This is a genomic window from Flavobacterium ginsengiterrae (assembly GCF_039539785.1).
GTDB classification, from domain to species: Bacteria; Bacteroidota; Bacteroidia; order Flavobacteriales; family Flavobacteriaceae; genus Flavobacterium; species Flavobacterium ginsengiterrae.
In genome coordinates this window covers 124,935-141,704 of the sequence record NZ_BAABDU010000001.1, presented here as the reverse complement: position 1 = coordinate 141,704, position 16,770 = coordinate 124,935, and the positions used below count along the sequence as shown (strand labels likewise).

The 16,770-nt window shown below is 36.4% G+C and carries 18 protein-coding genes; 9 read left to right on the top strand and 9 right to left on the bottom strand.

Features of this window, described 5'->3' with window-relative positions; translation table 11 throughout:
• Window positions 1–746 precede the first annotated feature (746 nt).
• The 4 genes from ABD859_RS00590 to ABD859_RS00575 all read left to right on the top strand — a co-directional run bounded on the left by ABD859_RS00590 (window position 747) and on the right by ABD859_RS00575 (window position 3,786).
• The gene (locus ABD859_RS00590; RefSeq protein ID WP_345138817.1) at window positions 747–1,985 is read left to right on the top strand and encodes a hypothetical protein; all 1,239 of its coding nucleotides are present in this window, start codon (window positions 747–749) and stop codon (window positions 1,983–1,985) included.
• A 443-nt stretch (window positions 1,986–2,428) separates the two neighbouring features.
• Complete coding sequence (locus tag ABD859_RS00585) at window positions 2,429–2,647, top strand: hypothetical protein (RefSeq protein WP_345138814.1); 219 nt, start codon at window positions 2,429–2,431, stop codon at window positions 2,645–2,647.
• 35 nt (window positions 2,648–2,682) lie between these two features.
• Window positions 2,683–3,255 (top strand): hypothetical protein, encoded by a 573-nt coding sequence (locus ABD859_RS00580; RefSeq protein ID WP_345138812.1) that lies wholly within the window; start codon window positions 2,683–2,685, stop codon window positions 3,253–3,255.
• Between the two features lie 144 nt (window positions 3,256–3,399).
• The gene (locus ABD859_RS00575; protein ID WP_345138809.1) at window positions 3,400–3,786 is read left to right on the top strand and encodes a transposase; all 387 of its coding nucleotides are present in this window, start codon (window positions 3,400–3,402) and stop codon (window positions 3,784–3,786) included.
• Between the two features lie 158 nt (window positions 3,787–3,944).
• Here ABD859_RS00575 and ABD859_RS00570 read toward each other — a convergent pair whose 3' ends face one another.
• A complete protein-coding gene (locus tag ABD859_RS00570; RefSeq protein WP_345138806.1) occupies window positions 3,945–4,115 on the bottom strand; it encodes a hypothetical protein in 171 nt (56 codons plus the stop codon).
• Window positions 4,116–4,372: 257 nt separating this feature from the next.
• Here ABD859_RS00570 and nhaA point away from each other — a divergent pair, with 257 nt between their 5' ends.
• Window positions 4,373–5,554 (top strand): Na+/H+ antiporter NhaA, encoded by a 1,182-nt coding sequence (gene nhaA / locus ABD859_RS00565; protein WP_345138803.1) that lies wholly within the window; start codon window positions 4,373–4,375, stop codon window positions 5,552–5,554.
• 21 nt (window positions 5,555–5,575) lie between these two features.
• On the opposite strand, the gene ABD859_RS00560 is transcribed toward nhaA, so the two are convergent.
• The 3 genes from ABD859_RS00560 to ABD859_RS00550 all read right to left on the bottom strand — a co-directional run bounded on the left by ABD859_RS00560 (window position 5,576) and on the right by ABD859_RS00550 (window position 9,289).
• Window positions 5,576–6,886 carry a DUF389 domain-containing protein gene (locus ABD859_RS00560; protein ID WP_345138801.1) on the bottom strand — a complete coding sequence of 437 codons (1,311 nt, stop codon included), beginning with the start codon at window positions 6,884–6,886 and terminating at the stop codon, window positions 5,576–5,578.
• Window positions 6,887–6,998: 112 nt separating this feature from the next.
• Window positions 6,999–8,771, bottom strand: coding sequence for a chloride channel protein (locus ABD859_RS00555; protein WP_345138798.1), 1,773 nt, complete (start codon window positions 8,769–8,771; stop codon window positions 6,999–7,001).
• Window positions 8,772–8,905: 134 nt separating this feature from the next.
• Window positions 8,906–9,289, bottom strand: coding sequence for a hypothetical protein (locus ABD859_RS00550; RefSeq protein WP_345138796.1), 384 nt, complete (start codon window positions 9,287–9,289; stop codon window positions 8,906–8,908).
• 275 nt (window positions 9,290–9,564) lie between these two features.
• Here ABD859_RS00550 and ABD859_RS00545 point away from each other — a divergent pair, with 275 nt between their 5' ends.
• Together ABD859_RS00545 and ABD859_RS00540 are read left to right on the top strand one after the other, a co-directional pair.
• The gene (locus tag ABD859_RS00545; RefSeq protein WP_345138794.1) at window positions 9,565–9,918 is read left to right on the top strand and encodes a YciI family protein; all 354 of its coding nucleotides are present in this window, start codon (window positions 9,565–9,567) and stop codon (window positions 9,916–9,918) included.
• Window positions 9,911–11,128 (top strand): DUF6596 domain-containing protein, encoded by a 1,218-nt coding sequence (locus ABD859_RS00540; protein WP_345138791.1) that lies wholly within the window; start codon window positions 9,911–9,913, stop codon window positions 11,126–11,128. Before ABD859_RS00545 ends, ABD859_RS00540 begins: the two co-directional genes overlap by 8 nt.
• Before the next feature lie 240 nt (window positions 11,129–11,368).
• On the opposite strand, the gene ABD859_RS00535 is transcribed toward ABD859_RS00540, so the two are convergent.
• The 4 genes from ABD859_RS00535 to ABD859_RS00520 form a co-directional block, all read right to left on the bottom strand.
• Entirely contained in the window at window positions 11,369–11,821 is a 453-nt protein-coding gene (locus ABD859_RS00535; protein WP_345138788.1) for a response regulator, read from the bottom strand.
• Between the two features lie 979 nt (window positions 11,822–12,800).
• Window positions 12,801–12,962 (bottom strand): hypothetical protein, encoded by a 162-nt coding sequence (locus tag ABD859_RS00530; RefSeq protein WP_345138785.1) that lies wholly within the window; start codon window positions 12,960–12,962, stop codon window positions 12,801–12,803.
• A gap of 328 nt (window positions 12,963–13,290) precedes the next feature.
• Window positions 13,291–13,908 carry an ATPase gene (locus ABD859_RS00525; RefSeq protein ID WP_345138783.1) on the bottom strand — a complete coding sequence of 206 codons (618 nt, stop codon included), beginning with the start codon at window positions 13,906–13,908 and terminating at the stop codon, window positions 13,291–13,293.
• Window positions 13,909–14,035: 127 nt separating this feature from the next.
• Complete coding sequence (locus ABD859_RS00520) at window positions 14,036–14,311, bottom strand: hypothetical protein (RefSeq protein ID WP_345138780.1); 276 nt, start codon at window positions 14,309–14,311, stop codon at window positions 14,036–14,038.
• Window positions 14,312–14,783: 472 nt separating this feature from the next.
• Between ABD859_RS00520 and ABD859_RS00515 the strand changes: the two genes are divergently transcribed.
• On the top strand, window positions 14,784–15,206 hold the full coding sequence (locus ABD859_RS00515; RefSeq protein ID WP_345138777.1) for a hypothetical protein: 423 nt from the start codon (window positions 14,784–14,786) through the stop codon (window positions 15,204–15,206).
• A 4-nt stretch (window positions 15,207–15,210) separates the two neighbouring features.
• Entirely contained in the window at window positions 15,211–15,372 is a 162-nt protein-coding gene (locus tag ABD859_RS00510) for a hypothetical protein (protein WP_345138775.1), read from the top strand.
• A 688-nt stretch (window positions 15,373–16,060) separates the two neighbouring features.
• Here the strand turns inward: ABD859_RS00510 and ABD859_RS00505 are convergent.
• Complete coding sequence (locus ABD859_RS00505; RefSeq protein WP_345138772.1) at window positions 16,061–16,615, bottom strand: fasciclin domain-containing protein; 555 nt, start codon at window positions 16,613–16,615, stop codon at window positions 16,061–16,063.
• Between the last annotated feature and the right edge of the window lie 155 nt (window positions 16,616–16,770).

The following is a 16,770-nucleotide window of genomic DNA, read 5'->3' as shown; positions in this document are numbered from 1 at the left end:
GAATTTAGGTCCGAGTAGATGAGGAATGAACAAAAGAATACTATATTAACCAGAAAGACGAAAGTACTTTCAGGCTTGCCAGTATCCCACTATAATAGCCCATTAATAGAGATTTTTTCCGCATCGTTTATCGTATAGTAATTTGGCAAATCTTCATGAATATGATCTATAATTTCTTCTTACTGCAAGACTGCAATGTTCTGAAATTTTTCACATTTACATACTTAATAACATTTGTCCGGTCAATTTTTCGTATTCAAGTATGGACTCTATAACGATCATCACTACAAAACCAGATGGACTTCATACTTTTTTCACATAAAAAGCTGAGACGAATTTTGCCGATGCTTTACCGTTCTAACTTTCGTGTCAGAATCATGGCATACTGATTTTTGAGAAAGTGAAAACCCAACAAAATCAAGCTTTGCTGAGTTTAGGTTCGAATCGGATGCAGACAGTAATATTGCATTAAGTAATAATGACCACTATGGCTCGAGTCCCTTTACGCCTATAACATGCTCAGCTATAACAAAATACAGCAAAATACGATTTTTTATTGACTTTGAAAATTCATTTACTAATTCAAAAAAAATAATTCTGCTAACTGAAAAACAACAAAAATATTCCTTTTCTCATGACTTTTACCAATTACGGAAAACCGTGAAATATTCTTTCAATTTATACATATATTTGTCTTACTATATTTTCTTACAAACCATTTTTTTTTACACTTAACTAACAATTACATGAGAATTTTCAAATTTCATTTTTCATTAATTTTACTATTTGCGTATATTCTAACATTCTCAAGTTGCGCAAGCGATGACAATTTAGAAAAAAGCACAGTCCAGCCAGAAACTCCTTCACCACAAATACCACATAAATTAGAGTTTTCATATCAAACTATTTTTAACGACAAACAAATTCAAAAGCTTGTAAAAACAAACGACAATGGTTATATAGGCATTTTCACTGACACTGATTATATTAACCCTGACTATATAGTAATTAAATTTGATATTAATTTTAACATTATTTGGGAAAAAAGATATGGGGGACGTAAAAAGGATTATCCAAATTCTATTATACAAGATAAAAATGGTGATTATATAATTATAGGACGCTCTGAATCCAATGACGGAGACCTAAGTGAAAACTATGGAAATTTTGACCTTTGGCTGTGTAAAATTGACAAAAATGGCGATTTATTATGGCAAAAAAGCTATGGCGGATCAAAAGATGATCTCTTTCAGGACATACAACCAGATGGAAACGGATTTGTATTAATTGGTATGTCTAATTCTAATGATCATGATTTTCCAGCAAACAGAGGAAGTTTTGATAGTTGGCTTATCAAAATAAACAAAGATGGAATTATAGAAAATAAAGTGAATCTAGGCACAAATTTAGATGACTATGGATCTCAATTAATTCCTTTCAATGATAATTTTATCGCACTGATTTCATCTGTTGGTAATAGCAGCTACCAATCAATTATACAATTAAGTTCAAACGGTCAAATTATATGGAAAACGCAATTAAATGACTTGAATTCCGGGGCAATGGCATTAACTCAAACAGGAGATATTCTTGTCGTTAATAACAGCGCTAAAGATTACATATTATACCGATTAAGCTCAAATGGAGCCATTAAATTACGGCAGAATATTACTTTTTATGATAAGTATAAGAAACAACCTTTTACAAAATCAATAATAGAATCAAAAGATGGCGGTGTAATAATAGCTGGAGAATTAGGTGGAGGAAATTATAGTGATGCCATTTTCTTTAGAACAAATTCAGATTTTTCTTCTCTGATTTCAAAACACATTATTGGAAATGACATGGACCTTGTCGCAAATATTATTCCTCTACAAAATTATAATTATATTATTCCCATCATGACCTCATCAACCGACTTACCAATGGAAAGGGATAAAAATATATTTATCTCAACTATGTTTCTTTCTATAATAGAAGATTAAAAAAGAACCTACAACACACACAGAACGCCCTTGAATAAAAATTTCAAATTATTATCTTAAATCAAGGCAATTTCTTTAATCATCTAAATTTGTGGAAATTTGTCAGTGGAGGTCACTCTAGTACATAAAAAAACATTCTAATTACAAGTAAAACTAAACTTAAATAAAAAAGAGCCTTAATTAAATTTCAGATTGAGTATAGAGCAGCCCCAGCCCCGATAGCAGTGGAAATCCTTTTGTGCCGGAGTTCGGTATAAAATATTGAAACGCATAGCGGGATAAAACTCCTATAAAATTAAATTAAAACAGCATAATAAATTATACAGTGCTCCCCACTCCAATGAACCCGGCTGAACATCAAACGGCCCTAAATAAAAATAAAATCCTAATTTTGCCTTTCACAACAGATATTAAGCTGCCGCCCTTAAAGCTGCAGGCAGAGAATGAAAAAGTTTGAAATAAAAAAAACAGCGCAAGGCAGCTGGATGGTTTCCGATAATGAACTCCCGAGGTTTACCTGCCAGTTCGAGGAGAGAAAATTCCATTACTCAAGGACCATCACAGAACTCTTTGACCCCACAGGCGGCCCTGGAGAAATAAAGCTTCCGCAGAGGATGGAAAAATGGCTCGCGCATTACCATATGGACAAAATAAACGGCTGAAAACCGAAAATCGGCTTAACTAATAAATCAGAAAAATGAATAAAATCACATTAACATGCATAGCGCTCTGCCTGTCGTATTTCTCTTCCGCCCAGAACAGAAGCCAGCAGAAGTGGGAAAAGGTAACCTCAGAGATGACAAAGGCAGCCCAAGGGGATACCATCAGCTCCAGATCCAAAAAGAATCTGCAGTGGTCTGATTTTAAAATGACGCCCCAGTTAAACAAAAACACCGGCGCCCATATAGAACTGACATTTGGCGTTTTTACCAAAAAAGTTAATGTCTGGACCGGAACCATCACGGTTGACTCCTATGGCGGGATCAGAAGGGACCTGTCATGGGCTGATCCAAAACAGCAGTCCGAGCAGCTTTTAAATTACCTGCAGCTGAAATATGAGATCGGGCATTATTTTGCAGAAAAATCAGAAAAAGAGATCAACGGCAAAAAGATAAATGCGGGCAGTGTAAATAAAATCAACGGCATCATCGAGACCTGGATCAATACCCGCGATAAGGCCCTTGGCGAACTAGATGCAGAATCTGATTTTGGAAAAAATGAAGAATCTCTCGGCAGATGGCGGCAGAAAATCCTTGGCAGTGAACTTTAAAATAACACAGCCACAAATAACCGCTTAAAAGGATAACCTCTAAACAAACATAAATGAAAAAGACAATCCTGCCTGTTATGCTCCTTCCGGCATGCGCCGGCTACCCGCAGCAGTCCAAATCCCAAATGTCCTTAAAAAATTTTGATGAATGGCGCACAAATTTTTGAAACGCTGGTTTTTGTTCCTAAATGGACGGAATCTCCACCTGAAAATTTTAAGCTTTTACTGGATGGAAAAGGCACAAGCTTAAAAGTTTTTTGGATTGTTTTTCATTCGCTGCACGAAATCACCTTTATTCTTGCTATTATTTTCTGCTGGAAAATTGAACCTGTTAGAAATTGGTTATTGGTATCGTTTGTTTTCCATTTTGCCGTTAAAGCTTGGACACTTTCTTACTTTGCTCCTAACCTTATCGATTTTCAAAAAATGGCTGAAAGTGCAACTTTTACAGAAGATCTTGCACATCGAAATTTTCTTTGGCAAACACTTAATTATAGTAGAGTTATCCTATTTGTTACCATTTCCTGCTAACTAATTCCGCTGTGCATCAAATTATTCAGTCTAAGGGCATAAAATACGAGAGGCAGCACAAACTTGCGCTGCCTCTCGTCTAGTTAGAATTTAATTTTAAACTAACATGGATGGGCTTTACAATTTTAAGTATATGTTTTGCCGTAAATGTTTCATCCTTATATTTTATAAGAAAGCCACAGCTGAATTTCGGCTGGTCGTATTTTGGGTCTGTAAATTCGATGCTGTTCACTAGAGCTATCTTTAAATATTTTATTTGAAGAAACATCCTGTCCCCGGCAGCCTGCTGCCCATAAAATCACAATAACAGAAAAAATGCTGCATTTCATAATGCTTCCAAATTTAGGGTTCACTATCAGCCGATGCAGAAACTTCACTTTGCTTTATACTGAGTTTTAAATATAGAAAAACAATTGTTATTATAGACAGAAGTAGAAAAGGCGGCAGAATGCGAATTTCAATGGCAGATGCTTCACATTTAAAAATGGCCTGTCATTACAGCATTGCTTTAAAATCTTGTATATCCAGCAACCTGGGAAATCAGCAAAGGGAGATTCAATAAAATAAAATCCCTAAATTTGCAGTTATGGGAAAACTGATCAATCTAAAAAGCTTTAAACATTTTTTTACCTCATCATCTGCAGGCGGGGTTATTTTACTCTTATGCGTTGTATTATCTTTAATTATAGCCAATTCAGCCCTTGCTGAGCCGTTTTCCAATGTTTTAAACTACGAACTGGGTGGAGAATTCCAATTGTTCAGCTTAAAATATCCTGTCTTAATATGGATTAACGACGGCTTGATGGCGGTTTTCTTTCTTTTGGTCGGCCTGGAAATCAAAAGAGAAATTATTGAAGGGGAACTCTCCTCCTTCAAACAGGCTTCGCTTCCCGTGCTTGCCGCACTTGGCGGCGTGGCTGTACCAGCTTTAATCTATGCCTTATTCAACTCATCAGATCCCCGCGCCAGTTCGGGCTGGGGCATTCCTATGGCCACAGATATTGCCTTTGCTTTAGGAATACTTTCGCTTCTGGGAAATAAGGTTCCTGCGGGACTTAAAATTTTACTTGCCGCACTTGCCATAGTGGATGACCTGATCGCGATTTTGGTGATTGCCGTATTTTATTCCAGCGACATCCATTTCAATTATCTCGGTTATGCAGCGGCAGTTTTTCTTCTACAGATACTCTTCAATAGAATAGGACTTAAAAACCTTTTCTTTTATATTATTCCAGGTATTTTCATGTGGTATTTTATACATCATTCTGGCATACACGCCACCATTGCAGGGGTTCTTACCGCACTGACGCTTCCTACAAATGAAGATGACAGCGAGTCGCCGCTTGAAAAGCTCGAACATATGCTTACCCAGCCGGTAAATTTTGTAATAATGCCGATTTTTGCTGCTGCCAACACCAACATAACCTTTCAGGACGGTATGGCCGAAGGACTTCTTGGAAATCTCGGACTGGGTATTGTACTAGGTTTATTTCTGGGCAAACCTGCGGGAATATTTTTCATGTCCTGGCTTTCGGTGAAGCTGAAAATTTCACAGCTGCCGGAAAATACGAATTGGCCTCATGTCCTTGGTCTTGGGCTTTTAGGCGGTATCGGATTTACGATGTCGATATTTATAGCCCTGCTTTCTTTCAAGAATCCCGAATTTCAGACAGAAGCAAAATTTGCTGTTCTGACTGCATCAGTATTATCGGGCATCTGCGGTTTTATGCTGCTGAGCAGCTATAATAAAAGAAAGTCAGACTCCTGATTAAATCTTATTATTTTAAAATTACTGTTTTCTGTAAAGCTCAACATTTTTTAAGGAAAGCCTCTGCCTCAGCCAGCTTTTGAATTTTTCTTTTTCTTCAGGTTTCAGATCCTTATCTGCTTCATAAAGCACGGCAGTTATTTGAATGATACTGTCTTTTTCATTAACCAGCTTGTGATTTGATATCGAAAGTGCATGAAGCGAGGGATATAGGATTCGGGATTCCTTTAAAATCTTTACATTATCAAAACTGTTTTCGGCCAGCTGTTTTTCCAATTGGGCGATCTTTACATCCTTGGCATTGATCTGGTTTTCAGTCCCCTTAATCTGGTTTAAAATATCTCCTTTCAGCGCGCTGAACCTGTCGGTGGTATCCTGGCGGATCACCAGATCAGTCCCTTTTAGAAACCTGTTTTTTTCCATCAATGAATCTAAATGATTGATTTCTTTCTTTGAAAACCTCTTGGTCAGAAAAGCAAGTTCAAGGGTCTTTTTTGCAGGAGTAAAAGAGCTCTTTTTAAATATTACGGTATATCCCTTAGAAGCAAATTCGTTTTCAATGAATAAATCCGCATTTTTTAAAAACTGCTGTTCACGGTAAAGCGAAAATGCCAGATAAGCGCTTGGAATGAGCATAACGGCGGTAAGCAGTGTTATGGTAAGGCGGACCTGCTTCTGCTGGCGGTCATCCACCTGTCTTTTTGCGGGATATTTGAGGTATTTAACAATCAGGAAAGTCGCAATGCCGATAAAAACACAATTGATGCAGTACAGGTAAAAGGCACCCAGGAAAAAAGTCCACTGTCCCGTTGCAAGTCCGTACCCCGCCGTGCACAGTGGCGGCATAAGCGCTGTCGCTATCGCAACACCGGGAATTGGATTGCCTTTTTCTGTTCTGGTTACTGCAACCACCCCGACAATGCCCCCGAAAAAAGCGATCAGAATATCATATATGTTAGGCGAAGTGCGTGCCAGAAGCTCCGATTGCACTTCCTTAAACGGGCTTACGGCAAAATAGACAGCAGAAACTGTTAAACTAACAAGTGTAGCGGTAAGCAGGCTGCGCAGGGATTTCTTGAGAAGATCAAAATCGTATATGCCAAGAGCAAAACCAGCACCCACGATCGGTCCCATCAGCGGCGAGATAAGCATCGCTCCGATAATCACAGCCGTGGAATTCACATTAAGCCCCACAGAGGCGATTAATATTGCGCATGCCAGTATCCATAGATTGGCACCTTTAAAGCTGATATTTTTAATAACGCCTTCCAGTGTTTTTTCCTTATTATCTTCCCCTTCGCGCAGGCTCAGCAGATCAGTTAGTTTATTCATGCGGCTTTTTTATACACTAATCTAAGCATTCTGCTGCTGGAAAACAAAAATTAAAACTTTTATATTCAAAATCAATTTGATTTTGAATATAAAAATACCCGCAGGCTGCCTGTTAATCAAACATCATTGCCTTTAACTGATTACGATAGGCCTCCAGAGCACTTCCTTTGTCGATGTATCCGTAATACAGACCGTCTCTTATCACAGGGAGATAAAACTTTCTGCTCTTTTCGAGTCTTTTCATCACTGTCTCCATGGTGTCTGAATAGTCCAGGGTTTCGCATGCAGCTTTCATGATATCTTTCATCAAAATATTGTCCTGCTGAAAGATAATTTCACGCACTTCAGAAAAGTAAATGACACCTGTCAGTTTCTGATTCTCTGTAACAGCAAACATACCCTGATCGGTTTGGGTGATCAAAGCTCTTAATTTTTCCATACCGTCATCTGCCGACAAGGTTTTGTGGTCTACATGAATAATACCGTCCGGATTCAGTGTCCATAATATATTGGTATCCTTGTTACTGGTAAATACATTTCCTTTTTTAACCAGCCCTTTTACATCGAGCGAATGCTGTTCAAATCGTTTTGAAATGGCATAACTGATAGATGCGGCAATCATAAGGGGAATAATCAGCCCATAGCCGCCGGTTATTTCGGCAATAAGAAAAATAGCCGTCAGCGGCGCATGAAAAAGTCCGCTCAGTATCCCGGCCATGCCGACCATGGCAAAATTGCTGACAGGCAGATCAGTGAGTCCTGTGAGATTTAAAAACTTAGAGAAAAAATATCCGGCATAGGATCCCAGAAAAAGCGATGGGGCAAAGTTTCCTCCATTTCCGCCGCTGCCCAGTGTAATTCCCGAAGCAAAAGCTTTGAGCATCATAGAGAAGCCGACAAAAAGCAGCAGAATCCATTCATTGCTGCTGAAATCCTTAAAAAGCGTATTTTCTAAAAGCTCACCGGGATTCGCATCGGCAAGTGTTTTAATGCTTTCATATCCTTCACCAAAGAGTGTCGGGAATACAAATATCAGCAGGCCGAGCAGCAGAGATCCTGCTAAAGCTCTCCTGTAAACTCCCACTTTTAAACCCGCGAAAAAATGCTCTGTCTTTAAAAAATTTCTGGAATAAAATACGGAGATAAATGCGGTAAAAAATCCAAGCAGTATATAAAATGGTATATTGTGATAGTCAAAAGTTTCCTGATGCCTGAAGCGCAGCAGCACCTCTTCGTTAAGGATGATAGCCGAAACCAGCGTACCGGTTGCGGCCGCTATCATAATAGGGGTAAAAGCTGAAATCGCCACATCAACCAACAGCACTTCTACAGCAAAAAGCACTCCAGCAATAGGTGCATTAAAAGCTGCCGCTATCCCAGCCGCCACACCGCATCCAAGTAAAAGAGTCCTCTCCTTGTAGCTGAGCCTGAACTTCTGTGCATAATTTGATCCGAACGCCGCCCCCGTAACCACTATAGGGCTTTCCAAACCGGCAGATCCTCCCAGTCCTACGGTTAGCGAACTCGTAATAATCTGGGCATACATCTGTTTTGGCGGGATAATGCTTGCTTTACGTGCCACAGTATGGAGAATCTGAGAGGTTCCTTTTTCGATACGGCCTCCCAGTACCTTCTGTACAACCAGTACAGTCAGCAGGATTCCGGCAACTGGAAGCACGCTGTTTATAAAACTGAGTTTCAGAATGCTGTTCCCATATGAGGCCAGCGAATAAACCCAGTGTGCAAAAGATTTAAGGAAAATTACGGCAAAGGCCGACATGATTCCAACCATAACGCTGGAAATAAATATAAACTGCTTTGGGGAAAGTTTTTTCCGCCCCACAATCAGCAGCGCTTCAATCTGAAGAAGTTTTTTCTTGAACATTTAGTATGTAAGTGATTTAAAAGTGGCACAAAAGTCCACCTGAATTAATGCAGCGATTAACCCGATGCATAATCTGCATGGGGCAAAATACAAACTAGCGCCCGCTGCTCGATGCAGCTGCTCATCGTTACATTTTAAAAAAGCTGATAGCGGTGGAGATGACCGTGAAGTCTTATGGAATATAAACTCGTAAGCCCGAAGAAGTCTCTGCCTGAATCATATTCAAACAATACATTTCTAAACAGATAGAAAATGCTAAGCTGAGTATATTCTAATTCTGTGGCTTTTCTTTTGATCTGAAAATCAGCCGAAAAACCCTGTTCCGAATCTTTCTTAACCAAACAAACGCCTTTTGCACTGTCCATTTGTAATTTAAATGCATCAGAAGCAAAAGGAATAGAATCTGACGAAATTAGATAACCGGCAGCTGCTCTTTTGGGAGAAATCCTTTGGGAGCCATCAGCTGAAAATGAATGCAGAAAGGCCAGAAATATATAAATAAGCAGCAGACGCTTCATCGGTTTAATTTAATTGCAGAGCGGCAAAGGTACAAAACTTTAAGCTCGCTGCTTAAAACAGTTTTACGAAGTAAAAAAAAAGCTTTACAGATTCTCGCGCATATTGGCAAATTTTTCCTACTTTGTACTGCACGCATCCGCATTATTTACAAAGAAATAGATCCTATATTTTTAATTAGTTTTACATTTTATAAAAATCCGCTGAAAAAAAATAAAAAAAATGTCCAAAATGCAGAGTCTTAAATGTCTTTAATTAAACTTAAAAACAATTTACAATGAAACAATTTTTATTATTACTTCATGAAGACGTGCAGAAAATGGCAGAACTCTCACCTAAAGAGATTCAGGAAATTGCCGAGGCGCATATGAACTGGGCCGCAAAATTAGCGGAGAAAGGTCATTTGATTTCCGGGGACGGTCTGCATGAAAAGGGTGTTCTGATCACAGGAAAAGACAGCGTTGTTAAAGACGGTCCCTATATGGAGTCCAAAGAAATTATAGGCGGTTACTATCTGATCCAGGCAGATGACCTGCAGACCGCAGTTACGATAGCAAAAGAATGTCCCACACATCATTTTGGCGGCACCACCGAGATTCGTCCTATAATGGAAATGGAAGATTATGAATGATTCTGTATTTCAAAAGGATCAAACGGATTACAGAGCACTGTCCGGCAGGCTGTTCTCTGCATTATTATCACGGTTTGGAACAGATTATATCTCCGAAATTGAAGACGCCGTACAAAATTCCTTTTTGAAATCACTTAAAATTTCAGATCATAAAAAAAAGCCCGATAATCTGGAAAACTGGCTTTTTATAGTGGCCCGGAATGATGTGCTGAACCAGATTAAAGCTAAAAAAGAAAAGCATGATACTGACGGCTTCCTTCCTGAGCAGGGTGATCAGCCAGCTGATCAGCAAAAGGATTTAAGGCTCCAGACCATTCTTTTTATCGCTTCAATGGATATCATTTCGGCGCAGTCCAAAATAATTTTCATCCTCAAAAATATTTTTGGACTCAGCGTCGCTGAAATTCACAGCTGCACGCTGCTGAGCGAAGAGGCAATCTATAAAAGCGCCGGCAGAACAAGAAAAAGCATCCGGCAGCAATACCATTCCAAACCGATAGACCTGCACTTCATTGGGAAAAAAAAGGAAACTGCCATCATTGGGGAAGAAATCTTATATTCTGTTTTTAATATCGGCTTTGACTCTTTTAGTGAAAAGACACAGGATATCGTAAACATTGATTTATGTCTTGAGGTCTTTTCTCTGGCCAGACTACTATTGAATGAATTCAAACTGGATTCGACAAGCAATCTGCTGGCAGTTTTCAGCCTGCATACAGCGAGAATTCCTGCAAAAATCGAGAACGGAAAACTGATTCCGTTCTTTGATCAAAATCGGTCAAAGTGGAATGCCGAATTGTTCCAGCTGGGGGTGCTGTACCTCAAAAAGCCGAAGATTGAAACCCGGTTTTACATCGAAGCCCTTATAGCGCTGAAGTACATGACCGTTGAAACTTTCGGAGAAAATGACTGGAACGATATAATAAACTTATACAAACTCCTGCAGCGGATTTCACCTTCCCCTATCGTAAAATTAAATTACTGCTATTGTCTGAGCAAAACAGGAAACACGAAAGCTGCACTGGAGATGCTGGCGGAAGTGGAAAAAGAGCTGCCGGACCGGCATGTTTATTTCAATATCATAAAGGCGAAAATAATGTCCGAAACAAATCCGGCAGAGTCGGCCGATCTGTTTAATTCCGTGGTTAATGACTTAAACCAAAAGATTAGAAAAGAACATTTACTAGAAAATGAATTAATACGGTTATAGCCCCAGAATTTTAAAATCTGTATTAGATATTTGTGGAATTAGTCATTCTAATTTTTTTTAGAAATAATTCCTTTAAATCTTTATTGAAAAAAAATCCTGTCTGTACTACACAAAAAAGGTTCAATATCGGTGTTTTGCTTAATTTTTAAAGATAGATAAAAAAGAAGCAAATACCTCTTAGCTCTATATTTTTCCGGGGTTAGTTCAAACAATTTTTCAATGGCAATTATGGGCCGATAATCATCTGACATGAAAGACTTTATCTGTTGTCTCTGAACTTTTCCAATCATTTTCAATAACCAATTCTACAAGATTTTTAAGGTCCTCATATCTGCTTGGTTTCACTGCATAATAATCAGCTCCTAATGAAAATCCTTTTTGAATACTCAATTCCGAACTATCGCCGGAATAAATTATAATCTTTATTAAAGATGGGGCATTAATCCTATTCTTAATAAGCTCAAGACATTTAAAACCGTCTATGCCCGGCATGGCAATATCTAAAAAAATAAAATCTGGAAATCTTTCTGTCATTTTTGACAGCTTTTCCATAAGCTCCTCTCCGCTGGCTATTTCAACAATCTCGAATGGTTGTTTTAAAGATAAAAACGCTTCATGCAGAAGCATGAGGTCGTCCTGATCATTATCGGTAAGAAATATTAACTTTGCAGCTTTTTTTCCAGTTTCCGGCATGGTTTGTTAGTTTCTTAAAAAAAATAAAACTATAATGTAAGAGTCATAGCGGGGTAATTTGAATCAGCTAATTGCCTTCTTAAAAAATCGAATTATATCCATAATCCATTTATAATACTTTGAAGATATGACAAGTATTTGAGCAAAGCAATGAAATACATTACATTTACATAATTTCCATTCTATAAATGGGAATTATGTAAATACACAATAAGAATTAACTTACTATTTTGTATTATCCTACTTATAGCAGTTGTGGTAGAATAAATTTTCAGAAAAAACTTCTTCGCAGGAAAATGACTGCAGAACCCTCAAAATCCCTTTGCTCTTGTGGACAGGACAGCAGTTTTACTGATAATCCATAAAATTACCATGGTTTAAAAATGATAAGATACTTTAAAATCTCAAACTTTTTTACTGCCTTGAATCTTGAAATAAATCAATTCTCAATCTTAATCGAACATCAGCTGCAATTGCAGATTTAAGGTGCATATTGTAAAAAAAAAGAACTATAAAATAAAATCAAAGGAAAGCTTTAAAGAAAACTAAAGTTTCTTAACGCGAGTAAAAGAATCTAAACAGTCTTGGAAATCCCAATGTCAATAACCCTAAAATAATCCTTCCATTCAATTTAGTGAAAGTTCCAGCTAATACTCCCTTCACCGTCCAAAATCAAATTAAATAAATCTAAAAAAATTAAAAGCGCCAATTAAAAACAATCTGTAGAAAATAGAAGAAAAGAAAAAAAATATAACTAACTAACTAACTAACTAACTAACTAACTAACTAACTAACTAACTAACTAACTAACTAACTAACTAACTAACTAACTAACTAACTAACTAACTAACTAACTAACTAACTAACTAACTAACTAACTAACTAACTACTCTATTTCAGTTCCATCACTTTTCTTATAAACCAATAAAAAAAGCCCTCATTTCTGAGAGCTTCTAATTCCTATTATAATAGTATCAAGCTATAAAGAACTCGCTTTTATCCTTATAATCTTGCCGTCCTGCATAACCACCAGATCGCTGTTATTTTTCTTTTTAAATTCAATTAATTTTGCAGAAACTTTATCCATTGCCTCTATAATCTTCTTCTGAGTCGGTGTAGTTGTTATTTTGCATTCTTTCATCAGTGGGTATTTATGAGTTTATCGAATTTGATATATAACAACACTATTACTTTAAAATGTTTTTTGCGCTATTAAATCAGCTTTTACGCATTATGCTTTTATTATCAATCTATTACAACACTCCTTATATTTGTGCAAGCGGCACTTGCATAATTCGAAAGAAGGGTTAAACTTCTGAAATGTTAAGAGGAATTATCATCAACTAATACACAAGTCATCCTCAGACGTAACTTTAAGAAAAAATAATTATTTAATATCCCAATAGATCTGGTTAATTATCGTGACACTGTCACGACAATCCTCCTTTTTTTTAAATAAAGAAATCCATCTATATGTAATATTTCAGCACATAATCAATAAACCAGTTGGGAAGTTCAGACGGATCTATTTCCAACGACAGCTTATTGTCTGCAACTTTGGCAATTAATTTATACTCTTCACTTGAATTATCAAATAAATAGCATTTATCCGCATTTTCAACCATTGTCATAAGATTGTTTAGGGTATTGTAATAGCGGCTTGAAATTTTTTCCGATGAAACATTGTGCCCTCCCTTAATCACCCTATTTTCAACGCGCGAAACATTAACTTCAGGATCATCAATGCAGATAAAATATAAATAGGTCTTATAGCCTTTTTGCTTTGCCTCTTTTATTTCTTCTATTTTAGAAGGATGGCTCATTACCGTTTCAAAACAGAAATCAATTCTGCTTTCCTGCAGGTGATGTCTGAGAAAAGCGCTTATAAGGGCTCCTTCATAACTATGGGTTTCTTTTTGCGCATCAACGATAACATTTTCTCTTAAGCAAAAATCTATTTTATGGTTATTCTCAATAGATTTTTTTATTAGAGACACGGCTCTTTCAGTCTTTAAAAATTCATTTAAATCTTTCTGGGTAAGATTTAATTTAAACTCACTTAAATCAATATATCCGTTATTTGCCAATTCTTTTTCGATTAAATCAGCATTAAGAAATATACCGGCATTATATTTTTTCGAAAAAGAATCAAACAGCGTGCTTTTTCCCGAACCGTTTGGTCCCGCGAATATCCGTAATCTTGCCTGAGACATATTATTTTCTTTCTAGAACCATTCCTTTTCTCAATGCTGATACATCAATCGAAGGCTTTGAAATTTTTCTTATAACCCTTACGGATCTGTCTGGATTGACGGCAATAATTTCGTGATCGCGAATAACTTTAATGGTAAGGCCTAAAGCCATAGAGCTTCGTATAGCTTTAGAGGAAGCTATTTTTGCAGAATCTAACAGTACGCTATCCTCTTTAGAAGACAGCATTGTTTTTCTTCTCTTGCTATAAGCGCCGATATACCTTCTTTTGTTTTTCATAATTCAACTTTGTTCAAAAATACGAAATAAGAATTAGTATAACAAGCATAAAATAAGGGCTTTTGGAAATCCCATCTCTTTTTAAAACAGGGATTTTCAAATACATCACTTTCCCAACGATTACTCTATCACCGGCCATAACAAAATTAAAGTCAATCTAAAAGAATAACTAACTAACTAACTAACTAACTAACTAACTAACTAACTAACTAACTAACTAACTAACTAACTAACTAACTAACTAACTAACTAACTAACTAACTAACTAACTAACTAACTAACTAACTACATCAGCCTTTTTCAGCGAACTGAAATTTGGAATATATATTCCATTTCATAGAAATCAAATTATTTCGTATTTTTGAAGTATGAGTACTAAAATTCAAATAGAACAAGATTTATAATTGACAAATTAACAGATTCCATTTTAAACACAATCTCTGGAGACAGTTTTCAAACAGAAGTCAGCAGAATGACTAAAACTGACTTGAAAAATGTAACCAAAAAAAATGGCTGGAATTTTGACTGGAAATTAGAATTCAAAGATTTACAGAAAGAAGTTTATAAGCTGACAATAGTAAACAATTCATCTATTTTGCAAGGCCTTCTAAGGATAACTATTGAACAAGACCATATTTATATAAATTTACTTGAAAGTTCTCCGTTTAATATTGGTAAAGACAAACTTTACGAAGGTGCTGCGGGAAATTTAGTAGCGTATGCTTGTAAAGTTTCTTTCCAAAAAGGCTTTGATGGATTTGTAGCATTTACAGCTAAAACAAACTTAATTAAACATTACGAAGAAAATCTAGGTGCTTTTCATTTTAAAAATCAGAGAATGATTATTGAAACTGAAGCAGCAAAAAAATTAGTAAAAAAATATTTTAAATCTTAAAGAAATGAACTTCATTAAAGAACCTAAAGGGGTAGACTTTATCATTCAAAGTCCGCCATTAACTGACCAGGAAAGAAAAGAAATTAGTGATTTTATTGCAAGTCGAAAATCTAAAACAAATGCTGTAAAAAAAATTGCAAAAGGAAAAACTACGATAAAAAAATAAACCCGATCGCATAACATTTACAATGGATTTGAGCAATTGATTTACTGAAAAGACGGCCTTTCACTTGAATGATTTGATTTTTCTGCTCGTTATCAAGGCTGACAATCCAAAGTATGGACTTCATTTATTTCCAAGTACGCTTTATTAGCAAAACACTGTTTTAAAACTAAAACAGGATTCAATAAATTTCCATACCACAAAAAAGCCTGAGAAGCTGCATTCTTAGGCTTTTCAATTTCATAGTTGGCGGAAACAGGAATCGAACCAGTGTTATAAACAGTATCAGAATATCAGCAATCAAGTAACTATAAAATATATCTGCCTATTAAATCAACCACACTTTTCTTCCAACCTCCCTCTTAGACGCAAATCAAAAAGTAAAAAATATACAACAATACAAACCAATCCCAAAAAAGAGAAAAACGCGACCAAAACTAACTAACTAACTAACTAACTAACTAACTAACTAACTAACTAACTAACTAACTAACTAACTAACTAACTAACTAACTAACTAACTAACTAACTAACTAACTAACTAACTAACTAACTAACTAACTAACTAACTAATATAATTGAGTTGAATTACGGCATCCATTCATATTATATAGAATAAATATAGAGATTAAAAGCAAAAAAGCCTGTGAAGTTATTTCACAGGCTTTTTTTGTCTATATAAATCCCAGCATTACATTTTTGGAAGCAGCACCGCATCCACAACATGAATAACGCCATTTGACTGGTTCACATCTGAAATGGTAACTTTTGATTTATTGCCGTTCTCATCGGTAATATATAAGTCTTTGCCTTCCATCCACGCAGTCAGGATTCCTCCGCTGACAGTTTTTAAAGATGCTTTCCCCTTGCCAGCCTTTATCGCTTTGGCAATATCAGAAGCATTCATCTTCCCTGCCACCACATGATAGGTCAAGATTGTCTGTAAAGTTTTAATATTTTCCGGTTTCAGTAAATTGTCAACTGTGCCTGCAGGCAGTTTGGCAAAAGCTTCATTTGTCGGAGCAAAAACGGTAAAAGGCCCTTTGCCCTGAAGAGTTTCAACTAACCCCGCCGCTTTCACCGCTGCTACAAGTGTGGTGTGGTCTTTTGAGTTTACCGCATTTTCAATAATGTTTTTGTTCGGATACATAGCAGCTCCCCCAACCATTACCGTTTTCTGTGCAGAAGAAGTAAATCCAAATCCAAGTACCAAGACTGCCAAAGCTAAAAATTTTCTAGTTTTCATGATTATTTTTTTAAAAGTTATATTGTCATTTACGCTTTAAATTTCCATTCGGTTTTTAATTTTTACAGGAAAATTCAATATTATTTAGAAACTGCTGATACTGGGAGCTTTAAGAAACAAAAAAAATGCGATTACTTTAAGAAATGAAAATGCAA